General features: G+C 68.5%; 14 protein-coding genes. 9 read left to right on the top strand and 5 right to left on the bottom strand.

Annotated features, from left to right (window positions below; translation table 11 throughout):
* Positions 1-74: 74 nt before the first annotated feature.
* Positions 75-746, bottom strand: coding sequence for a glutathione S-transferase family protein (locus C8E02_RS06020; protein ID WP_120810037.1), 672 nt, complete (start codon positions 744-746; stop codon positions 75-77).
* A 440-nt stretch (positions 747-1,186) separates the two neighbouring features.
* Here C8E02_RS06020 and C8E02_RS06015 point away from each other — a divergent pair, with 440 nt between their 5' ends.
* From C8E02_RS06015 to C8E02_RS06005, 3 genes are all read left to right on the top strand, one after another.
* Positions 1,187-10,042, top strand: a complete 8,856-nt coding sequence (locus C8E02_RS06015) for a glycoside hydrolase family 94 protein (protein WP_245961076.1) — start codon at positions 1,187-1,189, stop codon at positions 10,040-10,042.
* Between the two features lie 149 nt (positions 10,043-10,191).
* Positions 10,192-11,802, top strand: coding sequence for a phospholipase D family protein (locus C8E02_RS06010; protein ID WP_120810036.1), 1,611 nt, complete (start codon positions 10,192-10,194; stop codon positions 11,800-11,802).
* Positions 11,799-12,158 (top strand): DUF5329 family protein, encoded by a 360-nt coding sequence (locus tag C8E02_RS06005; RefSeq protein WP_245961075.1) that lies wholly within the window; start codon positions 11,799-11,801, stop codon positions 12,156-12,158. Before C8E02_RS06010 ends, C8E02_RS06005 begins: the two co-directional genes overlap by 4 nt.
* 109 nt (positions 12,159-12,267) lie before the next feature.
* On the opposite strand, the gene C8E02_RS06000 is transcribed toward C8E02_RS06005, so the two are convergent.
* Entirely contained in the window at positions 12,268-12,747 is a 480-nt protein-coding gene (locus C8E02_RS06000; protein ID WP_120810034.1) for a hypothetical protein, read from the bottom strand.
* Positions 12,748-13,466: 719 nt separating this feature from the next.
* Here C8E02_RS06000 and C8E02_RS05995 point away from each other — a divergent pair.
* Positions 13,467-13,688, top strand: coding sequence for a glycine zipper 2TM domain-containing protein (locus C8E02_RS05995; RefSeq protein ID WP_047967529.1), 222 nt, complete (start codon positions 13,467-13,469; stop codon positions 13,686-13,688).
* Positions 13,689-13,945: 257 nt separating this feature from the next.
* The gene (gene ompA / locus C8E02_RS05990) at positions 13,946-15,013 is read left to right on the top strand and encodes a porin OmpA (protein ID WP_120810033.1); all 1,068 of its coding nucleotides are present in this window, start codon (positions 13,946-13,948) and stop codon (positions 15,011-15,013) included.
* A 79-nt stretch (positions 15,014-15,092) separates the two neighbouring features.
* On the opposite strand, the gene C8E02_RS05985 is transcribed toward ompA, so the two are convergent.
* Both C8E02_RS05985 and C8E02_RS05980 read right to left on the bottom strand, forming a co-directional pair.
* On the bottom strand, positions 15,093-15,251 hold the full coding sequence (locus C8E02_RS05985) for a DUF3309 family protein (protein ID WP_120810032.1): 159 nt from the start codon (positions 15,249-15,251) through the stop codon (positions 15,093-15,095).
* A complete protein-coding gene (locus tag C8E02_RS05980; protein WP_120810031.1) occupies positions 15,248-16,432 on the bottom strand; it encodes a DesA family fatty acid desaturase in 1,185 nt (394 codons plus the stop codon). The genes C8E02_RS05985 and C8E02_RS05980 overlap by 4 nt, the downstream gene beginning before the upstream one ends.
* Before the next feature lie 278 nt (positions 16,433-16,710).
* Here C8E02_RS05980 and C8E02_RS05975 point away from each other — a divergent pair, with 278 nt between their 5' ends.
* From C8E02_RS05975 to C8E02_RS05960, 4 genes are all read left to right on the top strand, one after another.
* Positions 16,711-17,025, top strand: coding sequence for a collagen-like protein (locus C8E02_RS05975; protein WP_120810110.1), 315 nt, complete (start codon positions 16,711-16,713; stop codon positions 17,023-17,025).
* A gap of 245 nt (positions 17,026-17,270) precedes the next feature.
* Positions 17,271-17,486 carry a CsbD family protein gene (locus C8E02_RS05970; protein WP_120810030.1) on the top strand — a complete coding sequence of 72 codons (216 nt, stop codon included), beginning with the start codon at positions 17,271-17,273 and terminating at the stop codon, positions 17,484-17,486.
* Positions 17,487-17,573: 87 nt separating this feature from the next.
* Entirely contained in the window at positions 17,574-17,717 is a 144-nt protein-coding gene (locus C8E02_RS05965) for a lmo0937 family membrane protein (protein ID WP_120810029.1), read from the top strand.
* A 123-nt stretch (positions 17,718-17,840) separates the two neighbouring features.
* Positions 17,841-18,893 carry an AI-2E family transporter gene (locus tag C8E02_RS05960; RefSeq protein ID WP_120810028.1) on the top strand — a complete coding sequence of 351 codons (1,053 nt, stop codon included), beginning with the start codon at positions 17,841-17,843 and terminating at the stop codon, positions 18,891-18,893.
* Between the two features lie 15 nt (positions 18,894-18,908).
* Here the strand turns inward: C8E02_RS05960 and C8E02_RS05955 are convergent, their stop codons facing one another.
* On the bottom strand, positions 18,909-19,634 hold the full coding sequence (locus C8E02_RS05955) for a Crp/Fnr family transcriptional regulator (protein ID WP_120810027.1): 726 nt from the start codon (positions 19,632-19,634) through the stop codon (positions 18,909-18,911).
* Between the last annotated feature and the right edge of the window lie 241 nt (positions 19,635-19,875).

The following is a 19,875-nucleotide window of genomic DNA, read 5'->3' as shown; positions in this document are numbered from 1 at the left end:
CTGCCAATGCTACCGGCGGCCGTAGGATGATCGGGCTGGCTGGTCCGCAGGCCGGCACTGGCCGTTCCGCCGTGCTAGCGCAGCAGGCTGTACGGCCCGCCTTGTGCCAGCGCGCGCTGGTAGGCCGGGCGGGCGTGGATCGCCTGCAGCCAGGCCAGCAGCCGGGGTTGCCGCGCATCGATAAAGCCGCGCGCTTGCGCTGCCTCCAGCGGGAAGCTCATCTGGATGTCGGCGGCGCTGAAGGTGTCGCCGGCGAACCAGCCGCTCTCGGCCAGCGCCGCTTCCATGAACGCCACGTGCTGGCGGATCTGCGGCCCGAGGTAGCTTTTCTGCACCCCCTTGGCTATGGCGCCGGCGAGCGGCCGCAGCAGCCACGGCATCGGCGGCAGCGACAGGCGGCTGAACACCAGGTGCATCAGCAGCGGCGGCATCGCCGAGCCTTCGGCGTAGTGCAGCCAGTAGCGATATTGCCGTGCCGCCTCGCTGTCGGCGGGCGGCTGCAGCTGGCCGTTGCTGTAACGCGCCAGCAGGTATTCGATGATGGCGCCGGATTCGGCGACGGTGATGTCGCCATCGCTGATCACCGGCGACTTGCCCAGCGGGTGCACCGCTTTCAGCTCCGGCGGCGCCAGCAGGGTGCTGGCGTTGCGCTGGTAGCGCTTGATCTGGTACGGCAGCTGCAGCTCTTCCAGTAGCCACAGGATGCGCTGCGAGCGCGAGTTTTCCAGGTGGTGCAGCGTGATCATGGTCGCTCCTTGCGGTGGGGGTGTTCATGATAGTCAGTTTGGCGGCGCGTGGCACAGGCGCTGAAACAAATGTTTGATTCCGAGGTGGCGTCGGTGCTTGCGGCCAACGTTTGCGGCCCGCGTCGCCGCTGCGGCAAGCCGCCTTGCCATTGCCGTCACCCCGGCGGATCAGCCCGCGCCAGTCTAGCCATTTTGCCTATGTGTGCTGCGGAACGGAGCGCGGCGGCGGGCTTGCGCATACTGGCGGCACGCTTGCGGCGCGATGGGGCCGGGCGGCCGCGGATTTTTCGCGGTCATGCCGCGACTGCCGGCACCGATCCCGGCGCGCGCTGCTATGGTTCTGGAGTGGGGGCGCGACACGGTGCTGCCCGCCGCCAGACCGCTACTGCTGTCTTTCGCCTGTCCCGGTGCCGCTTGCCGAGGGCCGGCAGGTATTTCTCATGTGCACTTCGTTCCGACAATGGTTGCCTGATCTTGCTGCCTGGCGCCGGCTGCTGACGCCGCTGGCCGGCTGGCGCTGGACGCTGCAGCGCCATGGCATGCCGGATTTCCCGCTGGAGGACGAGGCGCCGCTGCGCGCCGAGCTGTTCAGTGCCGAGCAGATGGCGCAGTATGGCCGGCAGCTGGCGGCAACGCACCAGCTGGCCGCCGTGCGCACGCCGGATCCGCTGCTGGCAAGGTTGGCCGCCAACGAGGAAACCCTGCTCGAAGTCTGCAAGCTGCTGACCATTACCGTCTCGGCGCGGCATCGCATCTCGCCGGCGGCGGAATGGCTGCTCGACAACTTCTACCTGATCGAAGAACAGATCCGCACCGCGCGCCGCCATCTGCCCAAAGGCTATAGCCGCGAGCTGCCGTGCCTGGCCTCCGGCAACGCCTCCGCCAGCTGCCATCCCCGCGTCTACGACATCGCGCTGGAAATCGTCACCCACAGCGACAGCCGCGTCGATGGCGACAGCCTGCGCCGCTTTGTCGCCGCCTACCAGGGCGTGACGCCGCTGCAGCTGGGCGAGCTGTGGGCGATCCCGATCATGCTGCGCCTGGCGGTAATCGAGAACCTGCGCCGTGTCGCGGTGCGCATTGCCGCCGGCTGGTCGGCGCGCAATCTGGCCGATTCCTGGGCCGACCAGATGCGCGAGGCGGCGGAGAAAGACCCGAAAAGCCTGATCCTGGTGGTCGCCGACATGGCGCGTTCCAATCCGCCGATGATCAGCACCTTTGTCGCCGAACTGGCGCGCCGGCTGCAGGGGCGCGGCCCGGCGCTGGCGCTGCCGCTGACCTGGATCGCGCAGCGACTGAGTGAATCCGGCTTCACCATCGAGCAGCTGGTGCAGTCGGAAAACCAGCAGCAGGCGGCCGACCAGGTGACGATCAGCAACAGCATCGGCAGCCTGCGCGCGCTGGGGGCGCTGAACTGGCGCGACTTTGTCGAGAGCATGAGCGCGGTGGAGCAGGTGCTGCAGCAGGACCCGTATGGCGTGTACGGGCAGATGGATTTTGCCACCCGCGACCGCTATCGCCACGCGGTCGAGGCCATCGCCAAACGCAGTGCGCTGAGCGAAGTGGCGGTGGCGCAACTGGTGGTGACGCTGGCGCGCGGCGTCGCGGTCGAGGATCTGGGGCGGCGGCTGAGCGAGCCGAGCAGTCATGTCGGCTATTACTTGATCGGCAACGGGCTGCCGCAGCTGGAACGGGCGGCCGCGGTGCGCTTTTCCCTGTTGGCCGCAGTGTGCCACGCCGGCTTTCGCCACGCGCTGCCGCTGTTTCTGGGCGGCATCGCGCTGCTGACCGCGCTGTTCAGCGGCCTGCTGCTGTGGCAGGCCCGGGCCAGCGGCCTCGGCCTGTGGCCGCTGCTGTTGCTGGCGCTGCTGGCGACCCTGTCCACCAGCCAGCTGGCGGTCACGCTGATGAACTGGCTGGCGACGCTGACGGTGACGCCGCACCTGCTGCCGCGCATGGATTTCAGCCACGGCCTGCCACCGACGGCGCGCACGCTGGTGGTGATCCCGACCATGCTCAGCAACGACGCCGGCGTCGACAGCCTGCTGGAAGGGCTGGAGGTGCGCTTTCTTGCCAACCGCAGCGCGCATCTGCACTTTGGCCTGCTCACCGATCTGTGCGATGCCGCATCGGAAGTGCTGCCTGGCGATGCCGCGCTGATCGCCCGGGTGCAGGCCGGCATCGTCGCCCTCAACCACCGCTACGCCACCGCCACCGCGACCGAGGGTGAGGGCGAGGGTGAGGGCGAGGCGGGCGATCTGTTCTTCCTGTTTCACCGCCCGCGGCGCTGGAATGCCGAGGCCGGGGTGTGGATGGGCTACGAGCGCAAGCGCGGCAAGCTGGCAGACCTGAACACCCTGCTGCGCAGCAGTGCGGCGTCGGTGGCCGACAGCGGCTTTGCGCTGGTGGAAGGCACGCGCCAGGTGCTGAACAGCGTCAAGTATGTGATCACGCTGGACACCGATACCCAGCTGCCGCGCGACGCGGCGCAGCAGTTTGTCGCGGCGATGGCGCACCCGCTCAACCAGCCGCACTACGACGCGCGCAAGCGCTGCGTGGTGGCCGGCTACGGCATCCTGCAGCCGCGGGTGGCGGTGAGCCTGCCCAGCACCAACCGCTCGCGCTATGCGCGGCTGTACGGCGGCGATACCGGCATCGACCCCTACACCCGCGCGGTGTCGGATGTGTACCAGGACGTGTTCGGCGAAGGCTCCTTCATCGGCAAGGGCATCTACGACGTGGACATGTTCGCGCTGGCGCTGGACGGCCGCTTTCCGGAAAACCGGGTGCTGAGCCACGACCTGCTGGAAGGCTGCTACCTGCGCGCCGGCCTGCTCAGCGATGTGCAGCTGTACGAGGACTACCCGGCGCGCTACAGCGCCGATGTCAGCCGCCGCTACCGCTGGATCCGCGGCGACTGGCAGCTGGTGTCGTGGTTGCGGCGCAAGGTGCCGGACGCGACGCAGGCGAGCTGCAGCGGCAAGGGGCGGCCCTGCCAGGCCAACCCGCTGTCGGTGCTGTCGCAGTGGAAGCTGCTGGACAACCTGCGCCGCAGCCTGACCCCGGGCGGGCTGATGTTGCTGCTGCTGTTCGGCTGGCTGCTGCTGCCGGCGGCCGGGCTGTGGACGCTGTCGGTGATCGGCGTGATGCTGGTGACCTCGCTCAGCGCCGCGATCCTGGACCTGTTCCGCAAACCGCAGGATGTGCTGCTGCGCCAGCATCTGCAGGCGGTGGTGCGCGTCGCGCTGCGCCACATGCAGCAGGTGGCGTTCGAGCTGGCCTGCCTGCCGTTCGAGGCCGCCTACAGTCTGGGTGCCGCCACGCGCACGCTGTGGCGGGTACTGGTGTCGCGGCGGCGGTTGCTGGAATGGAACCCGTCCAGCGAGGTCGAGCGCCTGCTGGCGACGCGCGACCGCAGCAGCCTGGCGGCCAGCTATCGCAGCATGTGGCAGGCGCCGGGCAGCGCGCTGCTGGTGGCGGCGCTGTTGCTGCGGCTGAACCCGGCGGTGCTGCCGGTGGCGCTGCCCTTGCTGCTGCTATGGTTGGCCGCACCGCTGCTGGCGTGGTGGCTGAGCCGGCCGCTGTCGACGCAGCCGCCGCAGCTGACGGCCGAGCAGACCCGCTTCCTGCGCCAGCTGTCGCGGCGGACCTGGGCGTTTTTTGCGCGCTATGTCACCGCCGCCGATCACTGGCTGCCGCCGGACAATGTGCAGGCGTCGCGGGCCGACGCCATCGCGCACCGCACCTCGCCGACCAATATCGGCCTGGCGCTGCTGGCCAACCTGGCGGCGCATGACTTCGGCTACATCCCCAGCAGCGTGCTGCTGGAGCGCAGCGACAACACCCTGCGCAGCATGCTGCAGCTGGCGCGCCATCGCGGCCACTTTTACAACTGGTACGACACGCAGACGCTGCAGCCCTTGCCGCCCTTGTACGTGTCCAGTGTCGACAGCGGCAATCTGGCCGCGCATCTGCTGGTACTGCGCGCTGGACTACTGGCGCTGGCAGATGCGCCGCTGCTGTCGCCGCGGCTGCTGGACGGCCTCGGCGACACCTTGCTGCTGCTGGCCGGCAGCGGTAGCGGCGCCAGTGCGGCACGGGCCGGCCAGCTGTACCAGACGCTGGACGACAGCCCCCTGACCGCCAATACCCCGCTGGGTGCCCTGCAGCAGCGGCTGCAACACCTGCAGGGGGAGGCCGACGAGCTGGTGGCGCTGGCGGCGCGCGAGCTGGGCAGCGGCAGCGATATCGACGCCGGCAACGAGGCGCACGACTGGGCGCTGGCGCTGCAGCAGCAATGCCAGCAGGCACTTGACCAGCTGCTGTGGCTGGCACCGTGGCTGGCGCTGCCGCCACCGCCACCCGGGCTGGACGAGGTGGGGCTGCCATCCACCGCCAGCACGCTGCAGCAGCTGGCGACACCGCAACAGGACATCCGCCTGCCGGACGCGGCCACCCCGGTCCAGCGCAACTGGCTGGCCGAGCTGCAGCAGGCGCTGGCCACCGGCCGGCAGCGCGCCGCGCTACAGCTGCAGCAGGCCAACCAGTTGGCGCAGCTGGCCGGGGAACTGGCGCAGATGGACTACGACTTCCTGTTCGACCCCACCCGCAAGCTGCTCAGCATTGGCTACAACGTCAGCGACGGGCGCAGCGATGCCGGCTTTTATGACCTGCTCGCCTCCGAGGCGCGGTTGAGCAGCTTCGTCGCCATCGCCCAGGGGCAGTTGCCACAGGACAGCTGGTTTGCGTTGGGGCGGCTGCTGACCGGCAGTACCGGCGAGCCGGTGCTGCTGTCGTGGAGCGGCTCGATGTTCGAGTACCTGATGCCGCTGCTGGTGATGCCCAGCTACGAACACACCCTGCTGGACCAGACCTGCAAGGGCGCCGTGGCGCGGCAAATCCAGTACGGTGCGCAGCGCGGTGTGCCATGGGGGGTGTCCGAATCCGGCTATAACGCGGTCGACCCGCAGCACAACTACCAGTATCACGCCTTCGGCGTGCCCGGGCTGGGGCTGAAGCGCGGCCTGGCCGACGATCTGGTGATCGCACCGTACGCCGCGGTGATGGCGCTGATGGTGGCGCCGGCGGCGGCCTGCAGCAACCTGCAAAGGTTGGCCGCAGAAGGCGTGCTCGGCCGCGACGGCTTTTTCGAGGCGGTGGACTACACCCCGCTGCGCCAGCTGCGCGGCCAGACGCGCACGGTGGTGCGCTCGTTCATGGCCCACCACCAGGGCATGAGCCTGCTGGCGCTGGCGCACTGGCTGCTGGCACAGCCGATGCAGCGCCGCTTTGTCGCCGATCCGCTGCTGCAGTCCAGCCTGCTGCTGCTGCAGGAACGGGTGCCGAAGGCGACGGCGCTGTTTGCCCACCACGTCCGCCGTTTCGACGCGGTGGCGGTGGCGGAGCCGGCGCAGACCCCGACGCGGCGCTTCACCTCGCCGCAGACCCCGGCGCCGGCGGTGCAGCTGCTGTCCAACGGCCGCTACCACGTGATGCTGACCCAGGCCGGCGGCGGTTACAGCCGCTGGAAAGGACTGGCGGTCAGCCGCTGGAACGAGGACCCCACCTGCGACAACTGGGGCAGCTTCTGCTACATCCGCGATCTGGCCAGCGGCGTGTTCTGGTCCGGCGGCTTCCAGCCGACGCTGAAGCAGCCGGAGCAGTTCGAGGCGATCTTTTCCGAAGGCCGCGCCGAATACCGCCGCCACGACACGCTGGGCGCCAACGAGGGCCACTTCGAAACCTATACCGAGATCGTGGTGTCGCCGGAAGACGATATCGAGCTGCGCCGCCTGCGCATCACCAACCGCTCGGCACAGCCGCGCGAGCTGGACATCACCAGCTACGCCGAGGTGGTGATCGCGCCGCCGGTCGCCGACGCGCTGCATCCGGCGTTCAGCAAACTGTTCGTGCAGAGCGAGATCCTCGCCGCGCGCCACGCGATACTGTGCACGCGCCGGCCGCGCGCGCAGGACGAGGCGGTGCCGTACCTGCTGCACCTGATGCAGGTGCATGGCGTGGCGGCGGAAATGTCCTACGAAACCGACCGCCTGCGCTTTATCGGTCGCGGCCGCAGCACGGTGTCGCCGGCGGCGCTGCACGGCAGCGCGCCGCTGTCCGGCAGCGATGGCGCGGTGCTGGACCCGATCGTGGCCATCCGCGGTCGCCTCACGCTGGCGCCGCAGCAGGCGGTTACCGTCGACCTGGTCACCGGCATGGCCGACAGCCGCAGCGCGGCCGAGGCGCTGATCGACAAATACCAGGACCGGCATCTGGCCGACCGCGTGTTCGACCTGGCGTGGACGCACAACCAGGTGATGCTGCGCCAGCTCAATGCCAGCGAGACCGAGGCGCAGCTGTACGGGCGGCTGGCCGGCGCCATCCTGTACGCCCATGGCGCGCTGCGCGCCACCCCGGCGATCCTGGCCAGCAACCGTCGCAGCCAGTCCGGGCTGTGGGGCTACGCCATTTCCGGCGATCTGCCCATCGTGCTGTTGCAGATTGCCGATGCGGCCAACATTGCGCTGGTGCGGCAGCTGGTGCAGGCCCACAGCTACTGGCGGCTGAAAGGGCTGCCGGTGGATCTGGTGATCTGGAACGAAGACCACGCCGGCTATCGCCAGCAATTGCAGGAACAGATCCTCGGGCTGATCGCCGCCGGTGTCGAGGCCAGCGTGATCGACCGCCCAGGCGGCATATTCGTGCGCTCGGCCGAGCATATCTCCGCGGAAGACCGCATCCTGCTGCAGGCCGTGGCGCGGGTGGTGCTCAGCGACAGCCGCGGCACGCTGGCCGAGCAGCTGGAGCAGATTCCGGCGCGGCTGCCGCTGCCGGCGCCGTTGCTGCCGGCGCAGCGCTACCGTCCGGTGCTGCCGGCCAGCCCGGAGCCGCCGCCGCGCGAGCTGCTGCTGGACAACGGCCTCGGCGGTTTCAGTGCCGATGGCCGCGAGTACGTGATCCGGCTGCGCGCCGGGCAGAGCACGCCGGCGCCGTGGGCCAACGTGCTGGCCAACGAGCAGTTCGGCACCGTGCTGTCGGAAAGCGGCGCCGGCTACACCTGGTACGGCAATGCCCACGAATACCGGCTGTCGCCGTGGCATAACGACCCGGTCTGCGACGCCAGCGGCGAGGCGATCTACCTGCGCGACGAGGAAAGCGGCCACTTCTGGTCGCCGACGCCGCTGCCGGCATGCACGCCCTTGCCCTACGTCATCCGCCACGGCTTTGGCTACAGCGTGTTCGAGACGGTGACGGACGGCATCGAATCGGCGCTGTGGGTGTATGTCGCCAGCGACGCGGCGGTGAAGTTCTCGGTGCTGAAGCTGCGCAATGTCTCCGGCCGTGCGCGGCGGCTGTCGGTGACCGGCTACGTGGAGTGGGTGCTGGGCGATTTGCGCGCCAAGTCGGCGCTGCACGTCGCCACCGAGATCGCGCCGCAAAGCGGGGCGCTGTACGCGCGCAATGTCTACAACAGCGAGTTTGCCGCGCTGGTGGCGTTTTTCGATGTCGACGACAGCACGCGCAAGCTCACCGCCGACCGTGGCGAATTCCTCGGCCGCAACGGCTGCCTGCGCCACCCGGCGGCGCTGCAGCGCAGCACGCTGTCCGGCAAGGTCGGCGCCGGGCTGGACCCGTGCGCGGCGATGCAGCTGCAGCTGACGCTGCAGGCGGACGAGGGCCGCGAGGTGATCTTCCGCCTGGGGGTTGGCCGCAACAGCGAGGAAGCGGCGGCACTGGTGCAGCGCTATCGCGGCAGTGACGCCGCCAGGCTGGCGCTGGACGCGGTGCGCGGCCACTGGCTGCAGACGCTGGGCGTGCTGCAGGTGCAGACGCCGGATGCCTCGCTGAACGTGCTGGCCAATGGCTGGCTGCTGTACCAGACGCTGGCGTGCCGGGTGTGGGCGCGCAGCGGCTACTACCAGTCCGGCGGCGCCTTCGGATTCCGTGACCAGCTGCAGGACATGATGGCTCTGGTGTACGCGGCGCCGGCGCGGGTGCGCGCGCACCTGCTGCTGTGCGCCAGCCGCCAGTTCCGCGAGGGCGACGTGCAGCACTGGTGGCATCCGCCGCTGGGGCGCGGCGTGCGCACTCGCTGCTCGGACGACTACCTGTGGCTGCCGCTGGCGGTGTGCCGCTATATCACGGTGACCGGCGATGCGGCGCTGCTGGGCGAATCGGTGCTGTTCCTGGAAGGGCGGCCGCTGACGGCGGAAGAGGATTCCTACTACGATCTGCCCGGCGGCGGGGTGGAGGCGGCCAGCCTGTACCGCCACTGCGTGCTGGCGATCCGCCACGGCGGGCGCCTGGGGGCGCACGGCCTGCCGCTGATCGGCTCCGGCGACTGGAACGACGGCATGGACCGCGTCGGGGTGCTGGGCCGGGGCGAGAGCGTGTGGCTCGGCTTTTTCCTGTGCGAGGTGCTGCGCCAGTTTGCGCCGCTGGCGCGCGGGCAGGGCGACACCGCCTTTGCCGACGAGTGCGAGGCGCTGCGCGCGCAACTGGCCGCCAGCCTGGCGACGCACGGCTGGGACGGCGCCTGGTATCGCCGCGCCTACTTTGACGATGGCACGCCGCTGGGCTCGGCCAGCAACGAGGAGTGCCGCATCGACTCCATCTCGCAGAGCTGGGCGGTGCTGTCCGGCGTCGCCGACGCCGCACGCGGCCGGCAGGCGATGGACGAGGTCTACCGCCAGCTGGTGCGGCCGGAGGCGGCGCTGGTGCAGCTGCTCGATCCGCCGTTCGACCACTCCAGCCTGTATCCGGGCTATATCCGCGGCTACGTGCCGGGCGTGCGCGAGAACGGCGGCCAGTACACCCACGGCGCGATCTGGGCGGCGATGGCGTTTGCCGCGCAGGGCGATCAGCAGCGGACGTGGGCGCTGCTGTCGATGATCAACCCGCTGCAGCACAGCCGCAACGCGGCGGAGGTACAGCGCTACAAGGTGGAACCGTATGTGATGGCGGCGGACGTGTACGCGATGGCGCCGCACACCGGCCGTGGTGGCTGGAGCTGGTATACCGGCTCGGCCGGCTGGATGTACCGGCTGATACTGGAATCGGTGCTGGGGCTGACGCTGCACGGCGCCCGGCTGCGCATCACGCCGTGCCTGCCGCCGGCGTGGCCGGGCTATACCCTGGCATATCGCTATCACGACACCCCGTACCGGATCGAGGTGCAGCGCGCGGCGGTGGCGGGCATCACGCTGGATGGCGTGCCGCAGGCCGGCGACGAGGTGTTGCTGCAGGATGACGGCCAGCCGCACCTGCTGCAGGTGAACTGGACGCCCGCGCCCTAGGGCCTGATGACGCAAGGTTGGCCGCAGCGTGCGTTTTGGCGATGAGCGGCTAATGTTGATGGAGACACCGGCGTGCCAGCTTGGCCGCACGCCTGGTGCCGGCCCGGACCTGCGCCGTGGCCGTTTGCCCGGCAACCGGAGGCAGCAGCATGGAATGTTCACCCGCAATTGGCCGGCTGTGCCGGCACTGGCTGCTGGCGGCGTTGTTGCTGCTGGCCGGCTGCGCGTCGCTGCCGCCGGGGGCCGACTACGCCAAAACGCCGTCCGTGGCGCTGGCGGCACCGGAAACGACGCAGCTGGGCCGGCAGTTTGCCGCGCTGGCACGCGGCCACGACGGGCAGTCCGGCTTTCGCATCATCCCGGTCGGCGCCGACGGTTTTCTGCTGCGCATGCAGATGATCAACGCCGCGGAACGGGCGCTCGACCTGCAGTACTTCATTTTCCGTGGTGACGACACCGGCCGGCTGCTGACCGGCGCCGTGCTGCGCGCCGCCGACCGTGGCGTACGGGTGCGGGTGCTGCTCGACGATGGCGAAACCGAGGCCGGCGACGAGCAGATCATCAAGCTGGCCGCGCACCCGATGATCGAGGTGCGCATCTTCAATCCGTTCGCCTACCGTGGCCACTCGCTGGCGCTGAAGGCGGTGGAGTTCATGTTCAACGCGGCGCGGCTCGACTACCGCATGCACAACAAGCTGCTGGTGGTCGACAACGCCGCGGCGCTGCTGGGCGGGCGCAATATCGGCGACCAGTACTTCCAGATCGATCCCGAATCGCAGTTTGCCGACGACGACGTGTTTGCCGGCGGCCCGATCGTGCGGCTGCTGTCGGCCAGCTTCGACGAGTTCTGGAACAGCGCGCTGGCTATCCCGGTAGAGGCGCTGGCCGGCGGCGGATCGTCGCACACCGAGTTGCAGGAACACCGCGGCCAGCTGCAGGCGGAGCACCGCCAGTCGCAATCCGCTGGTGTCGACTATGTGGCGCGGCTGGCCAGCGGCGAGCCGTTCGCGGCGATGGTGAGCGGTCGCTTGCCGCTGGTCTGGGCGCCGGCGCAGCTGGTCTACGACAGCCCGGACAAGAAAAAGGTGCTCAGTGGCGCGATGGTGGGGCGGCTGATGCAGCGCCAGGTGGCCGGCGCCACGCTGGCGGTGCAGCGCGAGCTGTTGATGGTGACCCCGTACCTGATCCCCGGCCACGAGGGCATGCAACTGTTCAGTGCGCTGCGCCAGCGCCAGGTGCAGGTCCGCATCCTGACCAGCTCGCTGGAATCGACCACGGTGCTGGTGGCGCACTCCGGCTACATGCACTACCGGCGGCCCTTGCTGCAGGATGGCGTCGCGCTGCACGAAATCCGCGCGCTGCTGGGCAATAGCAAGGGTAGCGGCCAGAGCCACGCCATCTCGCGGCACGGCAATTATTCGCTGCACGCCAAGCTGTTCGTGTTCGACCGGCAACGTCTTTATGTCGGGTCGATGAATTTTGACCAGCGCTCGATGCACCTCAACACCGAGATCGGCCTGATCATCGACAGCCCGCAGCTGGCGCAGCAGGTGGCCGCGCGCTTCGAGGCGATGACGCAGCCGGAAAACGCCTACCGGCTGCTGCTGCGGCCGCCAGCGGCGGGCGGTGCGCCGCAACTGCTGTGGCAGACACGGGAAAACGGCGAGCTTGTCGAATACCGGCGCGAGCCGGCGCGCAGCGACTGGCAGCGGCTGGCGGTGCGGCTGCTGTCGCTGCTGCCGCTGGACAAAGAGCTGTGACGCGGCGCGGGTGGTGGCTACTGCTGCCGTGGCTGGCGGCGATGAGCCAGGCGCAACCGCAGCCGCCGGTGCAGCAGGAGGTCAGCCTGTTGCTGGCCGAGGTGGCGGCCAGCGGCTGCGAGTTTTACCGCAATGGCGGCTGGTACGACGCGGCGGCGGCGGCGCGCCATTTGCGCGACAAGTTCCAGTACCTGCAGGCCCGCCGGCCGCTCAAGCGCACCGAAGACTTCATCGAGCAGGCGGCCAGCCGCAGCAGCTTCAGCGGCAACGCCTACCGGGTGCGCTGCCCGGGACAGGCCACGGTTGCCAGCCGGCAATGGCTGCTGGCACGGCTGGCACGCTTGCGCGGCGGCTGAAGCCGGACTGGCCAACGGGGCGGGCACAAACGGCTGCCGACCTGCTCGCGGGCGAGGAGGTCGGCAGGGTCAGGGGCGCCGGGCGGCGGCAATGCCGCCGGCAGGGTGCTTAGCGGTCGTTCTGGTAGCCGTCGTTATTGTTGTTGTACCAGGGCGCGGTGCCTTGCTGGCGGTAGTCGCGGTTGTCCGGGTTGTTGTCGTAGCGGTACTGGTCCTGGCGCTGGCGGCGCTGGTGCTGGCGATCACGCTGATAGCGCTGGTAGCGCGGCACGTACTCGTTGTTGTACCAGCGATCCTGCACGAAGTAGACCCGTTCGCCACAAGCGTTGTAGGTACGGCAATGGCGCGCCCAGTTGCGGGCGTGGCCCGGCGGTACCCGCAGATAGATCGGCGGGCGGGCGACCGGTACGCGGCGGATGGCGATCGGCTCGCGGTAGAGCACGCGCGGCGGCGGGTAGCCGCCGATGTCGAGGCGGCCGTAGAAGCCGGGCTGGCCGATGCTGATCGAGACGCCAACGTCGGCAGCAAGGGCCGGGGTGGCGATGACGGTAACGGCGGTAATGGCCGTGGCAAGCAGAATACGTTTCATGTTGACTCTCCTGTGGCCCGTAGCGGGCGGCTGCGTCTGCCTGGGGCAGGTGGGCGACGGCGGGGCTGGCCCGGGGTGTCCGGTCGCGCCTGGCGCTGCGGGCGGGGTAAGGCTTGAAAGATTGCGGTGTGGCGTGGCATGCCGGGGTTGTCTGATGGTGCGCCTGGCCACGCGGCCTGTGCCGGCGTTGCTGTGGCGCGGACAGGATCATCATCGCGCCAGGGTTGGCCGCAGTCTGTTCGTTGCCATACATAGCCGCCCGTCCGCTGTTGGCCGCGAGATGGCGCACTTGATGTCGTAACCGGGCCCCGGCGCCAGACCGGCGCCCGCGGCCGGCCCGCCTTCCGTTTTCCCCGCTCGTTCCCTTTCCTGATCGCCGCACCGCATGCGGCCAGCCACTTGCCGGTCATGCCGTGGCGATTCCCCTTGTCTGTGTGCTAGCAGACAGACGGCCTGTAGGTGGCGCTTTTAAGCTGTATCCATTGGCGCCAATACCACTGCACCTGTTGCAGCGAGCCATACCGGCCTGACGGCCGCATGGTGCTGGCGACGAGCAGTGCGTGCGGTGGCTCCTGCCGGCATGGCACTGCCCATTCACGCAAAGGAGTCAACGTGAGCGGCGGCCCGCATCTGGTGCCGGTCAGTCCGGCCAGGACGTCAGCGACGTCCATGCCGCGACGGCTCACCCGAAACACCCTGTTCAGGAAAAAGGTAACCCCATGAAAACAATGCAGAGATTGACACTCGGCGCAGTCAGCGTAGCCATGCTGCTGAGCCTGGGTGGGTGTGCCGGCATGTCTCGCCAAGGGCAGAACACCGCCGTCGGTGCTGGCGTGGGCGCCATCGGCGGTGCAGTGCTGACCGGTGGCAGTACGCTCGGTACCCTGGGTGGCGCCGCCATCGGCGGTGTCATCGGCCATGAAATGGATGACCGCCGTTAACTGAACGGCCTGCCCCGGCCGTCGTGGCCGGGCAGCGTCGCCGATTCCGGCGCCGGCGCAGTCATTGCGCCGGCGCCGTCCTTCCCTGATGCCACCCGCTGCGGGTGGTTTCCTTCACGACGCCAGCACGGCTGGTGGCTTTGCCTGGCAGCCTGCTGCCTGCCGCCGCCGCGGTGTCGTCGCCATGGGTCTTGCCATTGCGTTGCGCTTGTCGCATTGCCGGCCGGGGCCCGCCTGCTGTTGATGGTTTCAAAGTAATGAGAAATAACAACATGCTACCGAAAAAACTTCCCGTGGCACTGGCGCTGCTTGGCCTTGCCGGCAGCGCGGTCGCCGCCTCGACCGACGAACCGTGGTATTTCGGCGCCAAGGCCGGCCATGGCGAATTCCAGGGCATCAAGTACGGCGACAGCGTGATGAATCCGCGCCATGTCGACAAATCCGGCGTCGCCGGCGGGCTGTTCCTTGGCTACCAGTTCAACGACTGGCTGGGCGTGGAGGCCGGTTACGATTATCTGGGCAAGCTCAAGTTCGATTTCGGCGCGGCCAACCATGCCGACCTGAAGGTGCAGGGCCTGCAGCTGGCGGCCAAGCTGGGCATGCCGGTGTCGGAATCATTCGATGTCTATACCCGCCTCGGGGTGATGGCCAGCCGCATGAGCGGTAACGGGGACACGATGCACCGTACCGCACCGCTGGCCGCCGTCGGGCTGGAATACGCGCTCAACCGCAACTGGGCGACGCGGCTGGAATACCAGTGGGTCGGGCGGCTGGGCAGCAAGGACGACGCCGGCGTGCGTGCCAACAACGGCCAGCTTGCGCTGGGCGTGCTGTACAAGTTCGGCGGTACGCCGCGTGCGGCACCGGCACCGGTGGCAATGACGGAGCCGGCTCCGCCGCCAGCACCGGCCCCGGTGGCCGCCGTGGTGCCGCAGGCGCGCGCGTTCACGCTCAATGCCGACACCCTGTTCGACTTTGACCTCGCGCTGCTGCGGCCGGGGGCCGAACAGGCGCTGTTCGCGCTGATGCGGCAGATCCGTGCCGAAGCCGCGACCGACGCCAGCCTGTCCATCGTCGGCCATACCGACCGTCTCGGCAGCGAGCAGTACAACCTGGACCTGTCCCGTCGCCGGGCGCAGACGGTGGCCGATTTCCTGGTCAGCAACGGCGTGCCGCGCAATCTGGTTACGGTCGAGGGCGCCGGTGAGGCGATGCCGGTCAGCGGCGCGCAGTGCAATGCACTGCAAAACCGTGCCGCGCTGATTGCCTGTCTGGCACCGGACCGTCGCGTGGTGGTGCTGGTGCGCGGTACCACGATGTCGTAACCATGGTGGTTGCCACCCAAAAAAGCGTCCCCGCACCTCGGTGCGGGGACGCTTTTGTCTGGCTGGGGTGGCCGGCGGGCTACAAGCGCCCCATCAGCCACAGGATCAGCAGCACCAGCAAGACCAGTCCAAGCCCGCCACTGGGGCCGTAACCCCAGCTGCGGCTATGCGGCCAACTGGGAATGGCGCCGATCAGCAGTATCACCACCACGATCAGCAGTATGGTTCCTAAGCTCATTTTGTCTCTCCTAACGATAAGTCGTAGCTTTGCAGCGCGCGGGAGAATTCCCGCAGCGCGTCAATGCCGCTTCCCTCGGCGCGGCGGCACCAGTCTTCCAGCTGGGCAAGCAGCTGCTCCTTCGAGGTGCCGGAACGGCGCCACAGGGCGGTAAGATCCTGTCGCATCAGTTCAATGGTGTTCAGCTTGCGGTTGTGGCGCAGCGCCTGTTCCAGCGCGGCGCGCTGTGGCAACGGCAGGGCGCGGCTGCCGCGTTGCAGCCACTGGCGCACCGCCGCGTGCGGCAGTGGCGGTGGCAGCGCCGCACCGCTGCCCAGTTCGGCGACGGCGACGGGGTGCAGCAGGCGGGCAAAGCGCGCCAGCACGTGATGGCGGTGCACGATCACCGCCTGCAGCGTGTCGGCATCGCACGCCGTCTTGGCGCGGTTGTAGCGCAGCGGCGGCGCCAGCTTGTGCACGGTGGCCAGCCGCAGCGCGGCCAGCAGGCGGATGTACAGCCAGCCGATGTCGAACTCCCAGCGCCGGCTGGACAGCCGGGCAGAGGCGGCATAGGCGTGGTGATTGTTGTGCAGCTCTTCGCCGCCGATCAGGATGCCCCACGGCACGACATTGCGTGAGCAGTCGTCGGGCGCGAAATTGCGGTAGCCCCAGTAGTGGCCGACGCCGTTGATGACGCCGGCGGCAAACAACGGGATCCACAGCATCTGCACCGCCCACACGCTGAGGCCGAGCGGGCCGAACAGCAGCAGGTCGATGACCAGCATCAGGCTCACGCCCAGCGCGCTGTAGCGGGCGTACAGGTGGCGTTCGATCCAGTCGTCGGGGGTGTGGTGGCCGTATTTTTCCAGCATCGCCGGGTCGGTGGCCGCCCGCCGGTACAGCTCGGCGCCCTGCAGCAACACCGTGCGCAGGCCGTATACCTGCGGGCTGTGCGGATCGTCCGCACGCTCGCAGGCGGCGTGGTGCTTGCGGTGGATCGCCACCCACTCGCGGGTGACCATGCCGGTGGTCAGCCACAGCCAGAAACGGAACAGGTGGCTGACGACCGGGTGCAGCGCCAGCGCGTGGTGCGCCTGGTGGCGGTGCAAGAAGATGGTCACCGCGGCAATGGTGACGTGGGTCAGCCCCAGCGTGACCAGCAGCGTGCCCCACCAGGGCAGATCCAGCAGGCCGAGTTGCATATTCCGCTCCTTTGCAATAGTGCACCGCGCACGGCCGGCGTCTGCGGCCAACCTTGGGCGTGCCATTCCATGCTACGACAACGGCCGCCGCCGTCTGTTCGCCAGCGCACCCAACGCCGTTAGCGCCAGCAGCAGTGGCCGTCAGCGCCACACCACGCGCTGGGGCGGTATGTATGCCAGCGAACGGTGGCCGCCGCCGCGATAGTGTAGCTTGGACTGACCAGGCCGGCGGTTGGTCCACGCCTGTGCTTGTCCTTAACCCAAGCGAAGGAATGATCATGAAAAATTCGATGAAGATGTCAGGGGCACTGATGGTGCTGGCCCTGACCGCCTGCGAACGGCCGACGCCGGTGGTGGTGACCCAGCCGGCGGCGCCGACCGTGGTGGTGCCGGGGCCGGCTGGTCCGGCCGGCGCCATCGGTTATAGCGGCGACACCGGTGCCACGGGTGATACTGGCGCCACCGGCAATACCGGTGCGACGGGCAATACCGGCGCGACAGGAGACACCGGTGCGACCGGTGACACCGGCGAGCGCGGCAAAACGGGGGGCGACGTGGTGGTGGTGATGCCGGCACCGGCGGCCGAGCCTTGAGCCGCAGCAGGCAGCGCGTGGCGGACTATCATCAAACTATGTCTGCCAGCGTACCGACAGGGCCGCCGGCGCTGACTATCCTTGAAACTGTAACCGGCTTATCCATCAGCGCAGCACAAACGATGGCCAACCCTGGCCGCAGTATCCTGTCCTTGCATGAGTGCACCCGCGGTGCACGGCCGGCTGCATGATTGGCGGCCTGACTGGCGATGCCAGCATCCGGGCACCATGCGGAAGGAACAATAATGGACTGGAACCGGGTGGCAGAAAACTGGAAGGAATTCAGGGGCAAGGTGAAAGCCGAGTGGCGCAATCTGCCCGACGATTGTCTTGACATGATTGCCGGCAAACGCGTGGCGTTGTCGGGCAGGCTTCAGGAGGCCTACGGCATCAGCCGGAACGAGGCCGAGCAGCTGATCAAGCGTTTTGAACGGCAGCAGCATGGCCGGTTCCTGAAGTAAAGGGCAATGCGCCGAGCACTGCGCCGGGGCGGCAACCGAGTTGCCGGCTCCGGCTGGCGGGCCGGCGCCGGAAAAGGAGTACGAAGCATGCTTACCACCATTGCAGTGATCCTGCTGATTCTGTGGTTGCTGGGGCTGGTGTCGTCATACACCCTCGGCGGTTTCATTCACATCTTGCTGGTCATCGCCGTCGTGATGTTCCTGGTGCGGCTGGTTTCCGGTCGTCTTTAAGCCGCGGCACGCGGTGCGCGCCGCTGCGGTTCAGCCGCCAAAGGTTGGCCGCAGCCGCGCGCCCGCTGTCCGGCTTGTCAATTGCAGCCCGCGGTGAGCCACCGGCGTCACAGAGGAGCGAGCGTGGATCTCTATCTCAAGGGTTTTGTCATCGGTGTCGCCACCCTGTGCGGCCTGGCGCTGTACTGGATGCTGGCGCCGTTCTGGGATGCGCTGGCGTGGGGCATCTGTCTGGCCTTTCTGCTGGCACCGCTGCAGCGCTGGCTGACGCACAAGCTGCGCGGTCGCGACGGCCTGTCCGCCGGCATCATCACCGTGCTGGTGCCGCTGGTGCTGGCCGGGCCGCTGGTCAGCCTCGGCGTGGCCTTTGCCAACCAGTTTGCCGAGCTGGTCACCCGCCTGCAAAAACAGCCGCTGCGTTTCGATCTCGACCTGCTGATGCAGCTGGAGCGCTATCCGCTGCTCGGCAGCCTGTCGGCGTGGCTGCGTCACAATTTCACCACCAGTCACGATCAGCTGCAGGGCTGGCTGGACAGTGGCGCCCGGCTGCTGCTGCAGTCGCTGGCCAGCACTGGCGGCCAGGTGGTGCTCGGCACCCTCGACATGGTGATCCACTTCTTCATGATGCTGTTCCTGCTGTTCTTCCTGCTGCGCGACGGCCGCGTGCTGCTCAATCGCGCGGTGCGGCTGGTGCCGATGGAGCCGCAACGGCGAGGTCGCCTGCTGCAGCTGATCGGCAACACCACCCGCGCCGTGGTCTATGGCACCGGGCTGACCGCGCTGGCGCAGGGCGTGCTGGTCGGCATCGGCTTCGCCATCAGCGGCCTGCCGTCACCGGTGGTGTTCGGCGTGCTGGCGGCCTCGCTGGCGTTGCTGCCGATGGGCGGCGCGGCACTGGTGTGGGCGCCGGCGGTGCTGGCGCTGGCGCTGATGTCGCAGTGGGGCTGGGCGATTTTCATGCTGGTGTGGGGGCTGGGGGTGTCGGTATCCGACAACCTGCTGCGGCCGCTGCTGATTTCCAGCCGGGAGCCGGTGTCGATGCTGGCGGTGTTCATCGGCGTGATCGGCGGCCTGTCCGCCTTTGGCATGATCGGCATCATCATCGGCCCGGTGCTGCTGACGGTGATGGCGGCGCTGCTGCGCTTTGTCGACGAGACGCTGTCCGGCACGCCGTGACGGCGACGCGCGGCCTTAGCGGTGCGGGGTGACGGTGTAGGGTAGCAGGCGGTCGGTTTCCTTCTTGACCACCGCGTAGCATTCGCAGCACAGCTGCTCCAGCTGCGGCCGGTCCAGCACGGTGATGTGGCCGCGACTGTATTCGATGACCCCCAGTTTTTGCAGCTTACCGGCGGCGTCGGTGACGCCCTCGCGGCGCACGCCCAGCATGTTGGCGATCAGCTCCTGGGTCATGGTCAGCTGGTTGCTGGGCAGCCGGTCCAGCGACAGCAGCAGCCAGCGGCACAGCTGCTGGTCGATGGAGTGGTGGCGATTGCACACCGCGGTCTGCGCCATCTGCGTGATCAGCGCCTGGGTGTAGCGCAACATCAGCTGCAGCAGCTCGGCGTGGCGGTTGACCTCGTTCTTGAAGTGGCTGCCGGACAGGCGGAAGGCGTAGCCGGCGCTTTGCACGATGGCGCGGCTGGGGGTGCTTTCGCCGCCCATGAACACCGCGATGCCGACCATGCCCTCGTTGCCGACCACCGAGATTTCCGCCGAGGAGCCGCTTTCCATCACGTACAGCAGCGACACGATGGCATCGGTGGGAAAGAACACGTGGCGCAAGGCGTCGCCGGATTCGTACATCACCTTGCCCAGCGGCAGCTCGATCAGCTCGAAATGGGGCAGCAGGCGCTCGAGCACCTCTGCCGGCAGAGCGCCCAGCAGGTGGTTTTGCTGTGGCGTGATGGTCGCGGACATGGCCGGCTCCTGATGGTGGTGACCCTCATAAAAGCAATATAGATCAGCCGCCGCCGATTTATGCCCCGTCACTGCGCCAGCACAGGGGGCTAGGCCTGACGGGCAGTCTGCCCGTTACGGCACGCCGTCGCGAGGCGCTGCCGGCGGCCGTGGTGGCCGGTTTCAGCTCTGTGGCCGCAATGTGGCGCAACGTACCGACAGCACCGCACCGTGGCCGCAACATGGTGACACTGTCCGGTAC

The organism is Vogesella indigofera (assembly GCF_003633895.1).
Taxonomy (GTDB): domain Bacteria; phylum Pseudomonadota; class Gammaproteobacteria; order Burkholderiales; family Chromobacteriaceae; genus Vogesella; species Vogesella indigofera.
This window is presented reverse-complemented; position numbering and strand designations above follow the sequence as displayed.